This window comes from Mycobacterium sp. 134 (genome assembly GCF_048282715.1).
GTDB lineage: Bacteria > Actinomycetota > Actinomycetes > Mycobacteriales > Mycobacteriaceae > Mycobacterium > Mycobacterium septicum.
In genome coordinates, this window is record NZ_JBLVUN010000008.1 from 2,791,660 (window position 1) to 2,806,443 (window position 14,784).

12 protein-coding genes and 1 tRNA gene are annotated in these 14,784 nt (G+C 67.0%); 9 read left to right on the plus strand and 4 right to left on the minus strand.

Annotation, left to right across the window (positions count from 1 at the left end; all coding sequences use genetic code 11):
• Window positions 1-19 precede the first annotated feature (19 nt).
• Both coaE and ACNQVK_RS18105 read left to right on the plus strand, forming a co-directional pair.
• Window positions 20-1,183 carry a dephospho-CoA kinase gene (coaE, locus tag ACNQVK_RS18100; RefSeq protein ID WP_418030597.1) on the plus strand — a complete coding sequence of 388 codons (1,164 nt, stop codon included), beginning with the start codon at window positions 20-22 and terminating at the stop codon, window positions 1,181-1,183.
• A 106-nt stretch (window positions 1,184-1,289) separates the two neighbouring features.
• Entirely contained in the window at window positions 1,290-2,024 is a 735-nt protein-coding gene (locus ACNQVK_RS18105; RefSeq protein WP_418030598.1) for a FadR/GntR family transcriptional regulator, read from the plus strand.
• A 2-nt stretch (window positions 2,025-2,026) separates the two neighbouring features.
• Here the strand turns inward: ACNQVK_RS18105 and ACNQVK_RS18110 are convergent, their stop codons facing one another.
• Together ACNQVK_RS18110 and ACNQVK_RS18115 are read right to left on the minus strand one after the other, a co-directional pair.
• Window positions 2,027-2,602, minus strand: coding sequence for a hypothetical protein (locus ACNQVK_RS18110; RefSeq protein WP_418030599.1), 576 nt, complete (start codon window positions 2,600-2,602; stop codon window positions 2,027-2,029).
• An 11-nt stretch (window positions 2,603-2,613) separates the two neighbouring features.
• A complete protein-coding gene (locus ACNQVK_RS18115; RefSeq protein WP_418034205.1) occupies window positions 2,614-3,120 on the minus strand; it encodes a DUF402 domain-containing protein in 507 nt (168 codons plus the stop codon).
• Between the two features lie 68 nt (window positions 3,121-3,188).
• Here ACNQVK_RS18115 and uvrB point away from each other — a divergent pair, with 68 nt between their 5' ends.
• From uvrB to ACNQVK_RS18140, 5 genes are all read left to right on the plus strand, one after another.
• The gene (gene uvrB / locus ACNQVK_RS18120) at window positions 3,189-5,348 is read left to right on the plus strand and encodes an excinuclease ABC subunit UvrB (protein WP_418030600.1); all 2,160 of its coding nucleotides are present in this window, start codon (window positions 3,189-3,191) and stop codon (window positions 5,346-5,348) included.
• Window positions 5,349-5,393: 45 nt separating this feature from the next.
• On the plus strand, window positions 5,394-6,785 hold the full coding sequence (locus ACNQVK_RS18125) for an MFS transporter (RefSeq protein WP_418030601.1): 1,392 nt from the start codon (window positions 5,394-5,396) through the stop codon (window positions 6,783-6,785).
• Between the two features lie 178 nt (window positions 6,786-6,963).
• Complete coding sequence (locus ACNQVK_RS18130; RefSeq protein ID WP_418030602.1) at window positions 6,964-7,731, plus strand: DUF899 domain-containing protein; 768 nt, start codon at window positions 6,964-6,966, stop codon at window positions 7,729-7,731.
• 61 nt (window positions 7,732-7,792) lie between these two features.
• Window positions 7,793-7,863 (plus strand) — tRNA-Cys (locus ACNQVK_RS18135).
• A gap of 60 nt (window positions 7,864-7,923) precedes the next feature.
• Complete coding sequence (locus tag ACNQVK_RS18140; protein ID WP_418034206.1) at window positions 7,924-8,769, plus strand: acyl-CoA thioesterase; 846 nt, start codon at window positions 7,924-7,926, stop codon at window positions 8,767-8,769.
• Window position 8,770: 1 nt separating this feature from the next.
• Here ACNQVK_RS18140 and ACNQVK_RS18145 read toward each other — a convergent pair whose 3' ends face one another.
• Window positions 8,771-10,306 carry a glycosyltransferase family 39 protein gene (locus ACNQVK_RS18145; protein WP_418030603.1) on the minus strand — a complete coding sequence of 512 codons (1,536 nt, stop codon included), beginning with the start codon at window positions 10,304-10,306 and terminating at the stop codon, window positions 8,771-8,773.
• 356 nt (window positions 10,307-10,662) lie between these two features.
• Here ACNQVK_RS18145 and ACNQVK_RS18150 point away from each other — a divergent pair, with 356 nt between their 5' ends.
• The gene (locus tag ACNQVK_RS18150) at window positions 10,663-11,106 is read left to right on the plus strand and encodes a universal stress protein (RefSeq protein WP_044524035.1); all 444 of its coding nucleotides are present in this window, start codon (window positions 10,663-10,665) and stop codon (window positions 11,104-11,106) included.
• 19 nt (window positions 11,107-11,125) lie between these two features.
• Here ACNQVK_RS18150 and ACNQVK_RS18155 read toward each other — a convergent pair whose 3' ends face one another.
• Window positions 11,126-11,809, minus strand: a complete 684-nt coding sequence (locus ACNQVK_RS18155) for an MBL fold metallo-hydrolase (RefSeq protein WP_418030604.1) — start codon at window positions 11,807-11,809, stop codon at window positions 11,126-11,128.
• 73 nt (window positions 11,810-11,882) lie between these two features.
• On the opposite strand from ACNQVK_RS18155, the gene uvrA reads away from it, so the two are divergent.
• Complete coding sequence (gene uvrA / locus ACNQVK_RS18160) at window positions 11,883-14,777, plus strand: excinuclease ABC subunit UvrA (protein ID WP_418030605.1); 2,895 nt, start codon at window positions 11,883-11,885, stop codon at window positions 14,775-14,777.
• The last annotated feature ends 7 nt before the right edge of the window (window positions 14,778-14,784 follow it).

The following is a 14,784-nucleotide window of genomic DNA, read 5'->3' on the forward strand; positions in this document are numbered from 1 at the left end:
GCCTGACAGACTGTTGGGCGTGCTTCGCATCGGGTTAACCGGCGGTATCGGCGCCGGGAAGTCAACAGTGTCGGCCACATTCAGTGATCTGGGCGGCATCATCGTCGACGGTGACGTCATCGCACGTGAGGTGGTCGAGCCGGGAACCGAGGGGCTGGCCAAGCTGGTCGAGGCGTTCGGGGACGGGATCCTGCTGCCCGAGGGCGCGCTGAACCGTCCAGCCCTGGCGGCGGTCGCCTTCAGCGACGACGACAAGCGCGCCACCCTGAACGGCATCGTGCATCCGCTGGTGGCGCACCGCCGATCGGAGCTCATCGCCGCGGCCCACGAAGATGCGGTGATCGTCGAGGACATCCCGCTGTTGGTGGAATCCCAGATGGCACCGATGTTCCCGTTGGTCATCGTGGTCAACGCCGACCCGGAACTACGCGTCAAGCGGCTCATCGAATACCGCGGATTCACCGAGGAGGATGCCCGCGCCCGCATCGCGGCGCAGGCCACCGAGGAGCAGCGCCGCGCCGTCGCCGATGTGTGGCTGGACAACTCGGGCAGCCCCGGCGCCGTCGTCGAACAGGCCCGTGCCCTCTGGCACGAGCGAATCCTGCCGTTCGCGCACAACCTGAAGATCGGGCAGCCGGCCCGTCGCGATGCCGCGGTGGTGCCCTATGACCCGAGCTGGCCCGATCAGGCGCGCCGGATCGTGGCCCGGCTCAACACCGCATGCGGACACCGTGCGGTGCGCATCGACCACATCGGCTCGACCGCCGTGCCGGGGATGGATGCCAAGGACGTCATCGACGTGCAGGTGACGGTTGAGTCCATGGCGGTCGCCGACGAACTCGCCGATGCCTTGCTGACGGCCGGCTATCCGGTGGTGCCGGGTATTACTGCGGACACCCCGCACGATGAGGATTCAGCGTTGTGGCACAAGCGTTTCCATGCGTCGGCGGACCCGGGTAGGCCGACCAATGTGCACATCCGGGTCGACGGCCGGCCCAACCAGAGGTTCGCCCGGATGTTCGTCGACTGGCTACGGGCCAACCCGAGCGCGCAAGCCGACTACCTGGCCGCCAAGCGTGCCGCGCTGGCCACACCTGACTATGCCGTGGCCAAGGAGCCGTGGTTCCTGGATGCCTACAACCGCGCGTGGAAGTGGGCGGACGCGACGGACTGGCGGCCCTAGACCCCTGGGCCGCAACAGGTTTCGCGCAAAAAGGCCCAACGGTCAAGTGTTTGGACCGTGCCTCCCTACCGTGCGGTAGCGTTTGGGGCGTCCGAAGGGGGGACGCATGCCAACTGCCAAGCCGGCATTGGTTCCGGTGCGACAGATCGCCGCACATGAATTGGTGGTCGACCAGATGCGGCGGGCCTTGGAACTCGGTCAGTTCCGGCCCGGTGACCGGCTGCCCACCGAACGCGAACTGTCCGACATGCTCGACGTGTCCCGCACCACCGTGCGCGCTGCCGTGGCGGTTCTGGAGCGGGAGGGGCTGATCACGGTGCGGCGCGGGCGGGGCGGCGGGTTCACCGTCCAGGCGCCGCAGTACGACCCGGCCGCGATGCGCCGGGAGTTGCGCCGCAACAAGCGGGAGATCCGCGATGCCTTCGACTACCGGGTCATCGTCGAAACCGGGGCCACCCGGCTGGCGGCCGAGCGCCGCCGCGCCACCGATGTGAGCGAGCTGCGCAGGCTGCTGAAAGGCATGGAATCCGCGCTGCGGACCGGGATGGACGAACCGTCGGCGCGGCACACCACGGACTTCCAGACCCTGGACTCGGCGTTTCATCTCGGCATTGCCCAGGCTTCGCAGAATGGCCGGTTGATGGAGGCGGTGGCCGATGCCCGCCGGAGGATGTGGCTACCGGTCGGCGCGATCTTCGGGCATCTGGAGCCCAATGCCAACGACTACCACGAGTCGATCCTCGCAGCGATCGAGAACCGTGATCCGGAACTGGCCGCTGCCCTGATGGCGGCGCACATCAACGACACCCGGCACACGGTCGAGTCCTGGCTGAAGCGCTGAGGTCAGGTGGCCGGTGGTGCGGGTTCCGCGGGTGGCGGGACGGCCGGGTCGGCCGCCGGCGGCATCCCGGCATCGGTTCCGGCCGGGGCGGTGTCGATGCCAGTGCCCGGTACCGCGTTGTTCAGCGGGGCGCCACAGGGCAGGCTGCCGTAGTTCGGATCGTCCTTGGGCCGGGTCAGCCGCGGGCCGACGAAGGTGTCGGCCTGGGCGATGACCTGGTCGTCCACCAGGATCTCGCAGTGCAGGTTCGCCGAATACGGCCAGTCGATGCGCACCGCCATCCCGGCGGTCTCCGGATTGGTCACCACACCGGTGGCCTCGAAGACCCGGCCCGGCAGCATGGACGGGTCGGCGGTGTTGATGTTGGCGTCGTCGATCTTGTAGGCGATGGTCGCGTTGCGCGACACCCCGTCGATCCTGGCGCGGTAGGTGACGTTGTGTAGCTGCTGGTCGGGCAGCGGTTCCACCTGGGGCGGCGCTTCTGGGTCGGCCTGTGCCGCAGCGGGGATCAACAGCGCGCCGGTGAGGAGTCCTGCCAGCGCGGGGAGGACTCCCCAGGCGTACTTAGCTGAGCTCATGAATCCTGACCTTACGCTCCCCGCCACGTCAGGGCCATTCCGTTGCCGGAGAGCCACCGATCAAGCTGATAGCCGCAGCTCGCCAGGCCCTCGATGGCCGTGGCTGCGGTTTGCACCGCCTGCTCGCCTACCTCTGGGCTCAGTAGACCGTGCCGAACCGCGGTCAGCAACTCGTCGACATCGCACAGTTCGACGCCGCGCCCGGTGCGGATCACCAGGTCCAGGTAATGGTCCTCGGAATGCCAGGCGGTCGGGCCGGCGGAATAGGCGCCGACGTCGAGGTAGAAGTCCTGGTCCCGCTCGTGGCCGGGGCTGAAATGGAACACGCTGGCCCGCAGCCCGAGTGAGGGGACCAGCCACGATTCCAGGTAGTGGAACTGGGCCCGGCCGGGCGTCGGGCGGGCCATGTAGAGGCCCCACGGCTCGACGGTGTAGACGTCGACGGCCCGCACGATGCCCTTTGGGTCGGTGTTCGTGCGGGCCACCAGGTCGAATGTCTCGTGCTTGGGCGGGTGGATGGGGCCAAGCCTACGCGGGGAGCGAACGCGGGAGGAAGTTGTCGGTGCACAGTTCTACGCTGGTGAGCATGGCCTTCGCGACCGAACATCCCGTGCTCGCGCATTCGGAGTACCGGGCTGTCGATGAGATCGTCCGGACCGGTGCCCGGTTCGAGGTGGTCAGTGAGTACGACCCTGCCGGTGACCAGCCGGCCGCCATCGACGAGCTGGAGCGCCGCATCAAGGCGGGCGAGCGTGACGTCGTGCTGCTCGGTGCGACCGGTACCGGAAAGTCGGCCACCACGGCGTGGCTGATCGAGCGGCTGCAGCGGCCCACCCTGGTGATGGCGCCGAACAAGACGCTGGCCGCGCAGCTGGCCAATGAACTGCGGGAGATGTTGCCGCACAACGCAGTCGAGTACTTCGTCTCGTACTACGACTACTACCAGCCCGAGGCGTACATCGCCCAGACCGACACCTACATCGAGAAGGACAGCTCGATCAACGACGATGTCGAGCGGTTGCGGCACTCGGCGACCTCGAGCCTGCTGTCGCGACGCGATGTGGTGGTGGTGGCCTCGGTGTCGTGCATCTACGGCCTGGGCACGCCGCAGTCCTACCTCGACCGTTCGGTGGAGCTGGAGGTCGGTCAGGAGGTGCCGCGCGACGGGCTGCTGCGGTTGTTGGTGGATGTCCAGTACAACCGCAACGACATGGCGTTCACGCGCGGGACGTTCCGGGTGCGTGGGGACACCGTCGAGATCATCCCGTCCTACGAGGAGCTCGCCGTGCGCATCGAGTTCTTCGGCGACGAGATCGAGGCGCTGTACTACCTGCACCCGCTGACCGGTGACATCGTCCGTCAGGTCGACTCGCTGCGGATCTTCCCGGCCACCCACTATGTGGCGGGACCGGAACGGATGGAGCATGCGATCTCGACGATCGAGGCCGAGCTGGAGGCGCGGCTCGCCGAGTTGGAGGGGCAGGGCAAGCTGCTGGAGGCCCAGCGGCTGCGGATGCGCACCAACTACGACGTCGAGATGATGAAGCAGGTCGGGTTCTGCTCGGGCATCGAGAACTATTCGCGCCACATCGACGGTCGGGGTCCTGGTACCGCCCCGGCGACATTGATCGACTATTTCCCCGAGGACTTCCTGCTCGTCATCGACGAGTCCCACGTCACGGTGCCGCAGATCGGCGGCATGTACGAGGGCGACATGTCGCGCAAGCGCAACCTGGTGGACTTCGGTTTCCGGCTGCCCTCGGCCGTCGACAACCGGCCGCTGACCTGGGAGGAGTTCGCCGACCGGATCGGGCAGACGGTGTACCTGTCGGCGACTCCTGGCGCGTACGAGATCAGCCAGGCCGGCGGTGAGTTCGTCGAACAGGTGATCCGCCCGACCGGTCTGGTCGACCCCCAGGTGGTGGTGAAGCCGACGAAGGGTCAGATCGACGATCTGATCGGCGAGATCCGGGCCCGCACCGAGCGCGACGAGCGCGTGCTGGTCACCACGCTCACCAAGAAGATGGCCGAGGACCTCACCGACTATCTGCTGGAGCTCGGCATCAAGGTCCGGTACCTGCATTCCGAGGTCGACACCCTGCGGCGGGTCGAATTGCTGCGGCAGCTGCGCCTCGGCGAGTACGACGTGCTCGTCGGCATCAACCTGCTGCGTGAGGGTCTGGATCTTCCCGAGGTGTCGCTGGTGGCGATTCTCGACGCCGACAAGGAGGGCTTCCTGCGTTCCACGCGCAGCCTGATCCAGACCATCGGCCGTGCGGCGCGCAACGTGTCCGGCGAAGTGCACATGTACGCCGACAAGATCACCGACTCGATGCGGGAGGCGATCGACGAGACCGAACGCCGCCGCGCCAAGCAGGTCGCCTACAACGAGGCCAACGGGATCGACCCGCAGCCTCTGCGCAAGAAGATCGCCGACATCCTCGATCAGGTGTATCGCGAGGCCGACGACACAGAGTCGGTCGAGATCGGTGGCTCGGGACGAAACGCCTCGCGGGGCCGGCGCGCTCAGGGTGAACCGGGGCGGGCGGTCAGTGCCGGCATCGTCGAGGGCCGCGACACCACGAACATGCCGCGGGCCGAATTGGCCGATCTGATCAAGGATCTGACCGAGCAGATGATGACCGCCGCACGGGATCTGCAATTCGAGCTCGCGGCGCGGATCCGGGACGAGATCCAGGACCTGAAGAAGGAGCTGCGGGGGATGGACGCGGCCGGCCTGAAGTAGGCCGGAGTTGACCTCAACAGCGGTTCAGCTTCTAGCGTCATCGATGTGACCGATACCGTGACGCCCGACATTGGGACCTGGCGGCAGTTGTTGGGCGCCAGGCATCTGGGCGCGTCCACCGTGTTGGCCGGCGGCGTGCTGCTGTATGCCACCAACGAGTTCCTCACCATCAGCCTGCTTCCCAGCGCGGTGGTCGACATCGGCGGGCAGCGGTTCTACGCCTGGGTGACGACGGTGTACCTGGTCGCCTCGGTGATCGCGGCCACCACGGTCCACTCGATGCTGATGCGGCTGGGCCCGCGGCAGGCATATCTGTTGGGCCTCACGGTGTTCGGTGCCGGAAGCCTGGGCTGTGCACTGGCGCCGAGCATGGAGGTGCTGCTCGCCGGACGGACCGTGCAGGGGTTCGCCGGCGGACTGCTCGCCGGGCTGGGGTACGCGGTGATCAACACCGCGCTGCCGAATACGTTGTGGACCAAGGCCTCTGCACTGGTCTCGGCGATGTGGGGGGTCGGCACCGTAATCGGCCCGGCGGCGGGTGGGCTCTTCGCGCAATTCGGGCACTGGCGGTGGGCCTTCGGCGTGCTCGTTGTGCTGACAGTCGCGATGGCCGTGCTGGTGCCGGTCGCACTGCCCGGCCGCGACGGCGGTGCATCGGCTCCGGCACCCGGCGTTCCGGTGGGGTCGCTGACCGTGCTGGGCGCGGCGGCCATGGCAGTGAGCGTCGCCGGCATTCCTCACGACTGGCGGGCCACCGCGGCACTGCTCGCCCTCGGGGTGGCGCTGGTGGCCGTGTTCCTGTTCGTCGACCGGCGCGCCGGTGCATCGGTCCTGCCGCCCAGCACATTCGGTCCGGGGCCGCTCAAATGGATCTACCTGAGCCTGGGTGTGCTGATGGCCGCCACCATGGTCGACATGTACGTGCCGCTGTTCGGCCAACGGCTGGCGCATCTGACGCCGGTGATGGCCGGGTTCTTCGCTGCGGTGTTGTCGGTGGGCTGGACCACGGGGGAGATTGTCAGTGCATCGCTGCAGAACCGGCGGGTGATCGTGCGCACGGTGGCGTTCGCCCCCGTGGTGATGGCGGTGGGCCTGGTCGCCGGGGCGGTGCTGATCCGCGACGGGATGGCGTCGTGGCTGGTGCTCATGTGGGCGGCGGCGCTGGCGGTCACCGGCGCCGGTATCGGTATCGCCTGGCCCCACCTGTCCGCCTGGGCGATGAGCAGCGTGGACGATCCGGTCGAGGGGCCGGCCGCCGCGGCGGCGATCAACACGGTGCAGCTGATCTGCGGTGCGTTCGGAGCGGGCCTGGCCGGCGTGGTCGTCAACCTCCGCGATACCGGAGATGCGGCCGCAGCGCGCTGGCTGTTCGCCACATTCGCGGTCCTCGCTGCGCTCGGCGCGGTCGCTTCGTTCCGGTCCGGTCGCCGGGCCTGATCGGTCCCGCAGCTCACCTGGTTGCCCCGCGACTTGCCCCGCGAGCGACCGTGTCTGTACCGCGACACGCCGTGAATCGGCGACCATTTGCGGTCGCTCGTGCGTGCCCACCCACGCGATGAGTTTCTCCGGCGGCGCGAGTCGAACTCGTATAGGACCGACACGAGGAGTGATTCGCATGCCGCTGACGCTCAATGCCTACCCAGACGTCGCCACTCGGGACGATTGGCTCGAGGCGCGCAAGAAACTGCTGGCCGCCGAACGCGAGGTGACGCACCTGCGCGACGCGGTCAACGCCCAGCGGCGCCGGCTGCCGATGGTGAAGGTGGACAAGGACTACACGTTCGAGGGGCCGAACGGCGAAGTCCGACTGGTGGACCTGTTCGAGGGCCGCAGCCAGCTCTACATCCACCACTTCATGTGGATCGACGCGATCGACCGGGGTTGCCCGAGTTGCACGGCCGCGGCCGATCTGACCTTCACCGCACAGGATCGAGACTTGTTGTACGGCAAGGATGTCACGTTCGCCTGTGTGTCCCGGGCGCCCTACGCCGGCATCGCGGCGTACCGCGATGAGCACGGTTGGACGTTTCCGTGGTACTCGTCGCGCGACGGCGACTTCACCTACGACTACCACGTGACGCTCGATCCGGCCCGTGCCCCAATCGAATACAACTACAAGTCCGCCGAGGAGCTGAGAGCCGACGGCTTCAGCGATGACGACCTCCGGGGCGACTGGCCGGGGGCCAGTGTGTTCCTGCGTCGCGGCGACGAGGTCTTCCACACGTACTCGACCTTCGCGCGCGGCCTCGATCACACTGCGGTGGGATACCCGTTCCTCGATCTCACCCCGTACGGGCGGCAGGAACCGTGGGAGGACTCGCCGGCCGGTTGGCCGCAGGGCGGGCCGGTGGTCGGCAGGCCGGTGGGGGACTGCGACGGTTAGTGATCATTGAGATCGAAACCATTGGCGGGCGCCGGATTGGCTGGCAGAGTAGCCAATCGATGCGGGTGTGTCTGAGTGGCTAGGAACCGGCCTGCAAAGCCGTTTACACGGGTTCGAATCCCGTCACTCGCTCGGATGAGAGCCCCCGCCCGTTAACGGGCGGGGGCTGCATCGAATAATGCTGCGGTGCCCATGCTGCCTCTTGCCGACATCCTGTCCACGCTCGACCTCGTGGAGTCGGGTGACGGCAATTTCGTCGCGGAACAGCGGGACAACTCCAGCCACCACATCGTGGGCGGTCATATCTCGGCCCAGGCGCTGATGGCGGCCAGCCGCACCGTCCCTGGCCGATTCCCGCACAGCCTGCACGTTTACCTGCTGCGCGCCGGGGATGCCCGCTATCCGGTGCAGATGGAAGTGAACAACCTGCGCGATGGTGGATCGCTGTCCACCCGCCGGGTGATCGGCCGCCAAGGTGACGAGGTGTTGCTGGAAGCGCTCGTCTCGTTCAGCGTCCCCATGGACGCCGCGGATTACCAGCAACCCCGACCCGCGGTGCCCGATCCCGAAACCCTGCCCCCGGTCGAGGAGCAGCTGCAGGCGTTCGCCGATGAGGCCAACGGGTTCTGGGTCCGCCCGCAGTGGATCGAGCGACGCTACGTCGACGCGCCACCACGGTTGGCGATCGACCTGCCTGAACCGCCGGAACGCACCCGGATGTGGTGGCGTCCTGCCGAGCCGGTCGCCGATGATCCGATCGTCAACAGCTGTCTGCTGACGTACTTCTCGGGCACCGCGTTGCTGGATTCCACGCTGTCGATGCGGCGCGGCACCCACGTGACCACGTTCTCCGCACTGATCGATCTCGCCATCTGGTTCCACCGTCCCGCCGATCTGACGGATTGGGTGTTGTCCGACCAGGTTTCACCCAGCGGTATCAACGGGCGCGGCCTGGCCAGCGCCACCGTCTACAACCGGGCCGGGCAATTGGTGTGCTCGTCGACCCAGGAGATGTACTTCGGCCGCCGCCGCGACTGACTCAGCGGGTGGACTTGACCACCTGGGCGAAGTTGAATTGCCAGCGTTCAACGATGTGGAAACCCATGCTTTCGGGTACCTGATAGGCCGGGGCGCGGTCCAGCCGGGGTCCGGGCTGAAGCCGTTGCCCGCTCTGTCGGCTGGGCACCGAAGGGTCGCGTTCGGACACGGTCCACAGGACCGTGCACCGGCGCACCTCGTCGGCGACGCCCCAGATCCCGAGGTGGGCATCCCACAACCGATTTCGTTGCCGGGCAGGCTTACCCCGGCCCGGGTCGACGAGGTCGGCGTACGCAGCCGGCCGGGCAGCGGTGATGGGCCGGATCGGACCCGGCTTCCACGAGGTGGTGTTGTCGAAGATCACGCAGTCGCCGGGGGATGAGTGCGCCGCGATGACGTCTGCGACCTGGCTGAAATCCATGCCCTCCTTGGCGTACGGGCCGCGTTGCCCGGTGATGAAGTTCGGTGTCGCGGCCAGCGCGAACACCGCCAGGGCCGCGGTGATCCATTCCCGGCTGCGGGCCACCGCCACCACACACACGGCGAGCAGCAGAGCCATCGCCGGTGTCGTGAAACACAGATAGCGCGGGTAGTAAAGCGGTTGGGCGGCAGCCGAATACACCAGGAGTACCGCGGTCGGGGCGATCGCCCACACGGCCGCGATGGCGACCAGTCGCCGGGTGTCCTCGTCAGTGGGCCGCAGCCGTGGGACCAGCAGTGGCGCGCTCAGCGCGGCGGCCGCGAGCAGCGCGAAAGCCACGCTGTGGTCGAAATACTGCTCCAAGACGACTTCAGTGACCGTGTGCAGACCCGGCGGTGAGATCCAGCCGACCTGGAAGCTCTGCGAACGGCACCACACGAAGAAGGGAGCCACGATCAACACCGCGGCTGTGGTGACCGCTGCCCATCTGGCTCGGGCACGGCGGTCGCCGAGCATTGTCACGGCGACGGCGTGCGGAACCACCATCAGCACCGCGAAGATGTTCAGTACCGCCGAAACCACCAGCAGCGCAACGTATGACGCCCACAGCGCAGCGCGGTCACGCCGGATGGCGGAGATGAGCAGAACCGTCAGCCAAACCGCCGCCAGCGTCGACCACGAATAGGAACGGGCCTCGATACCCGCCCAGGTGATCCGGGGCAGCATCGCGAAAAGAACTCCCGCACAGACCGATACCGTCCGGTTGCCGAACTGCCGGCCCAGAACCACCACTCCGGCCGCGGCGCCACCGACGGCCAGGCAGCTGGAGAACCGGGACCAGAACTCGGTTGCCGGGAGAATGGTGAACCAGCCGTGCATGCCCAGGTAATAGAGCCCGTGCACGGCATCGATGTGGCCGATCAGGTCCCACAGTTGCGACACCGATCGGGTGGCCGCCGATATGGTGGCGGCCTCGTCGAACCACAGTGAGGGCCGGGCTGCCCCCGCAGCGGACAGCACGATGGCGAATGCGGCCACTGCCAGGGCGTCGAATCGGGCTTCTCGATCGACCCGCCGGTCCGCGCCATCGGCACGTTCATTCAGCGATAGATCCACGTCAGCGACCGTGTCACCCCCTCAACCGATGGCAAAGATTAACCTGAGGCACCCGACTCGCTCTCTCCGACAGTGTTATTGCCGAGCGGGGCGACCCGGTCGCGGGTGGATGAGCTGGATCACTACCGCGGTGAATCGTCCTGGCGACAACCCGGATTCGAACGACGTCGACTACGTCACGGTCAGCACCGATTTTTCGGTTCCGAGGGTTAACATCAGTGCCGATTCGCCGTTCGGGACCGAATAATGGGTCCAGTTGTCGGTTGGCCGTGTGGGTGTCGTGATTCGCACCCGTGGTCAGTGGGCAACGGGTTACTGTCTCGGGTGGCGTTGCAACTGACAGTGGGAGGGTATTGATGAGCGCGTATCGAACCGTGGTGGTCGGCACGGACGGATCTGATTCGTCGTTGCGTGCAGTCGACCGCGCCGGTCAGATTGCCGCCGGCTCGAATGCCAAGCTGATCGTGGCAACCGCGTACTTCCCGCAGAGCGAAGACCAGCGTGCCGCCGATGTGCTCAAGGACGAGGGCTACAAGATGGCCGGCAATGCGCCGATCTACGCCATCCTCCGCGAGGCGACCGACCGCGCGAAGGCCGCCGGCGCCACCGACATCGAGGAGCGCCCGGTCGTCGGCGCTCCCGTCGATGCGCTCGTCGAGCTGGCTGAGGACGTCCAGGCGGATCTGCTGGTGGTCGGCAACGTCGGCCTGAGCACGATCGCAGGCCGTCTGCTGGGCTCCGTGCCCGCGAACGTGGCACGCCGGTCCAAGACCGACGTGCTCATCGTCCACACCAGCTGAGCCCGTACGGGCAGACCGACTACCAACCGCGCTCGCGCCACTCCCCGAGATGGGGACGTTCGGCGCCGAGCGTGGTGTCGTCTCCATGGCCGGGGTACACGACGGTGCGGTCGTCGTATACGTCGAACACCTTGGTGCTCACATCGCCCAGTAGCCGCTCGAAGTCACCGGGCTGCCACGTTTTGCCGACACCGCCGGGAAACAGGCAGTCGCCGGTGAACAGGTGCGTGACACCGTCGGGTGACTTGAGCGCCAGCGCCACCGATCCCTCGGTGTGCCCCTGCAGGTGGATCACGTCGAACGTGAGATCACCGATACGCACGGTGTCCCCGTCGGCCAGGATCCGGTCCGGGGTGACCGGCAAAGGTTCGGCGTCGAGTGCATGCGCGGCCGTGGGTGCCCCGGTGACCTCTGCCACAGCCGCCAGGGCCTGCCAGTGATCGAAGTGCTGATGGCTGGTGACGATCAGGGACAGTTTCGGCACCTGCTGCTTGATCACGTCGAGCAGCACATCGGCGTCGTTCGCGGCGTCGATGAGCAGGGTCTCGCCGGTGGAATTGCTGGTCACCAGGTAGGCGTTGTTGTCCATGGGCCCGACCGACACCTTGATGATCGAGGCGTTGGGCAGGGTGCGCCGGGCGGCTGTTCCCGGCTCCTGGTGACCGGTGTAGGTGTCGGCAACCGCGATGTGAGGGCTGGTCATAGCGCCACCGTATCGGGCTTGTCGGTGGCCGCACATAGCATGGGCGTGAAGTCTGTCGTGGGAAAGGAAACGCGTGGCTGACCGCCTGATCGTGAAGGGTGCCCGCGAGCACAATCTGCGAGGTGTCGACCTCGATCTGCCGCGTGATGCGCTGATCGTGTTCACCGGCCTGTCCGGGTCCGGCAAATCCTCGTTGGCGTTCGACACCATCTTCGCCGAGGGCCAGCGCCGCTATGTCGAGTCGCTGTCGGCCTACGCCCGGCAGTTCCTCGGACAGATGGACAAACCCGATGTGGACTTCATCGAGGGCCTGTCGCCTGCGGTGTCGATCGATCAGAAGTCGACCAACCGCAACCCGCGCTCGACCGTGGGCACCATCACCGAGGTCTACGACTACTTGCGTCTGCTGTACGCCCGCGCGGGCACCCCGCACTGCCCGGTCTGTGGTGAGCGCATCGCCCGCCAGACCCCGCAGCAGATCGTGGACCAGGTCCTGGCCATGGACGAGGGGCTGCGCTTCCAGGTGCTGGCTCCGGTGGTCCGTACCCGCAAGGGCGAGTTCGTCGACCTGTTCGAGAAGCTCAACAGCCAGGGCTACAGCCGAGTGCGGGTGGACGGCGTGGTGCATTCGCTCACCGATCCGCCCAAGCTCAAAAAGCAGGAAAAGCACGACATCGAGGTGGTCGTCGACCGGCTGACGGTCAAGGCCAGCTCCAAGCAGCGGCTTACCGACTCGGTGGAGACCGCGCTGAACCTGGCCGACGGTATCGTGGTGCTGGAGTTCGTCGACCGCGAGGACGACCATCCGCACCGCGAGCAGCGCTTCTCCGAGAAGCTGGCCTGCCCGAACGGTCACCCGCTGGCCGTCGATGATCTTGAACCTCGGTCGTTCTCGTTCAACTCGCCCTACGGTGCCTGCCCGGAGTGCACGGGCCTGGGCATCCGCAAGGAGGTCGACCCCGAACTGGTCGTGCCCGACCCGGACCTGACCCTGGCCGGCGGCGCCATCGCGCCGTGGGCCGTCGGGCAGAGCGCCGAGTACTTCACCAGGATGCTGTCGGGGCTGGGCGATCAGCTCGGGTTCGACATCGACACCCCGTGGAAGAAGCTGCCTGCCAAGGCGCGCAAGGCGATTCTGGAAGGCTCCGACCACCAGGTCCACGTCCGCTACAAGAACCGCTACGGCCGCACCCGGTCCTATTACGCCGATTTCGAGGGCGTGATGGCGTTCCTGCAGCGCCGGATGGAGCAGACCGACTCGGAGCAGATGAAGGAACGCTACGAGGGCTTCATGCGCGACATCCCGTGCCCGGAGTGCAACGGCACGCGGCTCAAGCCCGAGATCCTCGCGGTGACGATGTCCGCGGGGGACCACGGCGCGAAATCCATCGCCGAGGTGGCCGAGCTGTCGATCGCCGACTGCGCTGACTTCCTGAACGACCTCACACTCGGCCATCGCGAGCAGGCCATCGCCGGGCAGGTGCTCAAGGAGATCCAGTCGCGGCTCGGGTTCCTGCTCGACGTCGGGCTGGACTACCTGTCGCTGTCGCGGGCCGCCGCCACGCTGTCCGGTGGTGAGGCCCAGCGCATCCGGTTGGCCACCCAGATCGGCTCGGGGCTGGTCGGCGTGCTGTACGTGCTCGACGAGCCGTCCATCGGCCTGCACCAGCGGGACAACCGGAGGCTGATCGACACCCTTGTGCGGTTGCGCGACCTGGGCAACACCCTGATCGTCGTCGAACACGACCTGGACACCATCGCGCACGCCGACTGGGTCGTCGACATCGGCCCGGCGGCCGGTGAGCACGGCGGCCAGATCGTGCACAGCGGGACCTATCAGGATCTGCTGACCAATCCCGAATCCATCACCGGCGCTTATCTTTCCGGCAAGGAGAGCATCGAGGTCCCCGCCATCCGGCGGCCCACCGACAAGCGTCGTCAGGTCACCGTGGTCGGCGCGAGGGAGAACAACCTCAAGGAGATCGACGTCGCGTTCCCGCTGGGCGTGCTCACCTCGGTCACCGGGGTGTCCGGTTCGGGCAAGTCGACCCTGGTCAACGACATCCTGGCCTCCGTGATGGCCAACAAGCTCAACGGTGCCCGGCAGGTGCCCGGCAGGCACACCCGGGTCAACGGACTCGACCAGCTGGACAAGCTGGTCCGCGTCGACCAGTCGCCGATCGGCCGCACACCGCGGTCGAACCCAGCCACCTACACCGGGGTGTTCGACAAGATCCGGTCACTGTTCGCCGCCACCACCGAGGCCAAGGTCCGCGGCTACCAGCCCGGCCGGTTCTCGTTCAACGTCAAGGGCGGCCGGTGTGAGGCCTGCTCGGGTGACGGCACCATCAAGATCGAGATGAACTTCCTGCCCGACGTCTATGTGCCGTGCGAGGTCTGCCAGGGCGCCCGGTACAACCGGGAAACCCTTGAGGTGCACTACAAGGGCAAGACCATCGCCGAGGTGCTGGACCTGTCGATCGAGGAGGCCGCCGAGTTCTTCGAGCCGATCAGCTCGATCCACCGCTACCTCAAGACCCTCGTCGATGTCGGGCTGGGGTACGTGCGGTTGGGGCAGCCGGCACCGACGCTGTCCGGCGGCGAGGCTCAACGCGTCAAGCTGGCCGCCGAACTGCAGAAGCGCTCCACCGGGCGCACCGTCTACATCCTCGACGAGCCGACTACCGGCCTGCATTTCGAGGACATCCGCAAGCTGCTCAAGGTGATCAACGGCCTTGTCGACAAAGGCAATACGGTGATCGTCATCGAGCACAACCTCGATGTGATCAAGACCTCGGACTGGATCGTGGACATGGGTCCCGAGGGAGGGGCCGGGGGCGGGACGGTCGTCGCGCAGGGCACGCCCGAGGATGTGGCGGCGAACCCGGACAGCTACACCGGCCAGTTCCTCGCCGAGCTGGTCGAGGTGCCCGCTCCGAAAACCAAGCGGCGCAAGGTCAGTGCCTGACGATCGC

Excerpts from the sequence above, each read along its gene's own strand:
- ACNQVK_RS18140 (WP_418034206.1), top strand. The coding sequence starts at position 7,924 with ATGCTGCCTCTTGCCGACATCCTGTCCACGCTCGACCTCGTGGAGTCG.
- ACNQVK_RS18130 (WP_418030602.1), top strand. The coding sequence starts at position 6,964 with ATGCCGCTGACGCTCAATGCCTACCCAGACGTCGCCACTCGGGACGAT.
- uvrB (WP_418030600.1), top strand. The coding sequence starts at position 3,189 with ATGGCCTTCGCGACCGAACATCCCGTGCTCGCGCATTCGGAGTACCGG.
- ACNQVK_RS18110 (WP_418030599.1), bottom strand. The coding sequence starts at position 2,602 with ATGAGCTCAGCTAAGTACGCCTGGGGAGTCCTCCCCGCGCTGGCAGGA.
- ACNQVK_RS18150 (WP_044524035.1), top strand. The coding sequence starts at position 10,663 with ATGAGCGCGTATCGAACCGTGGTGGTCGGCACGGACGGATCTGATTCG.
- ACNQVK_RS18155 (WP_418030604.1), bottom strand. The coding sequence starts at position 11,809 with ATGACCAGCCCTCACATCGCGGTTGCCGACACCTACACCGGTCACCAG.
- ACNQVK_RS18105 (WP_418030598.1), top strand. The coding sequence starts at position 1,290 with ATGCCAACTGCCAAGCCGGCATTGGTTCCGGTGCGACAGATCGCCGCA.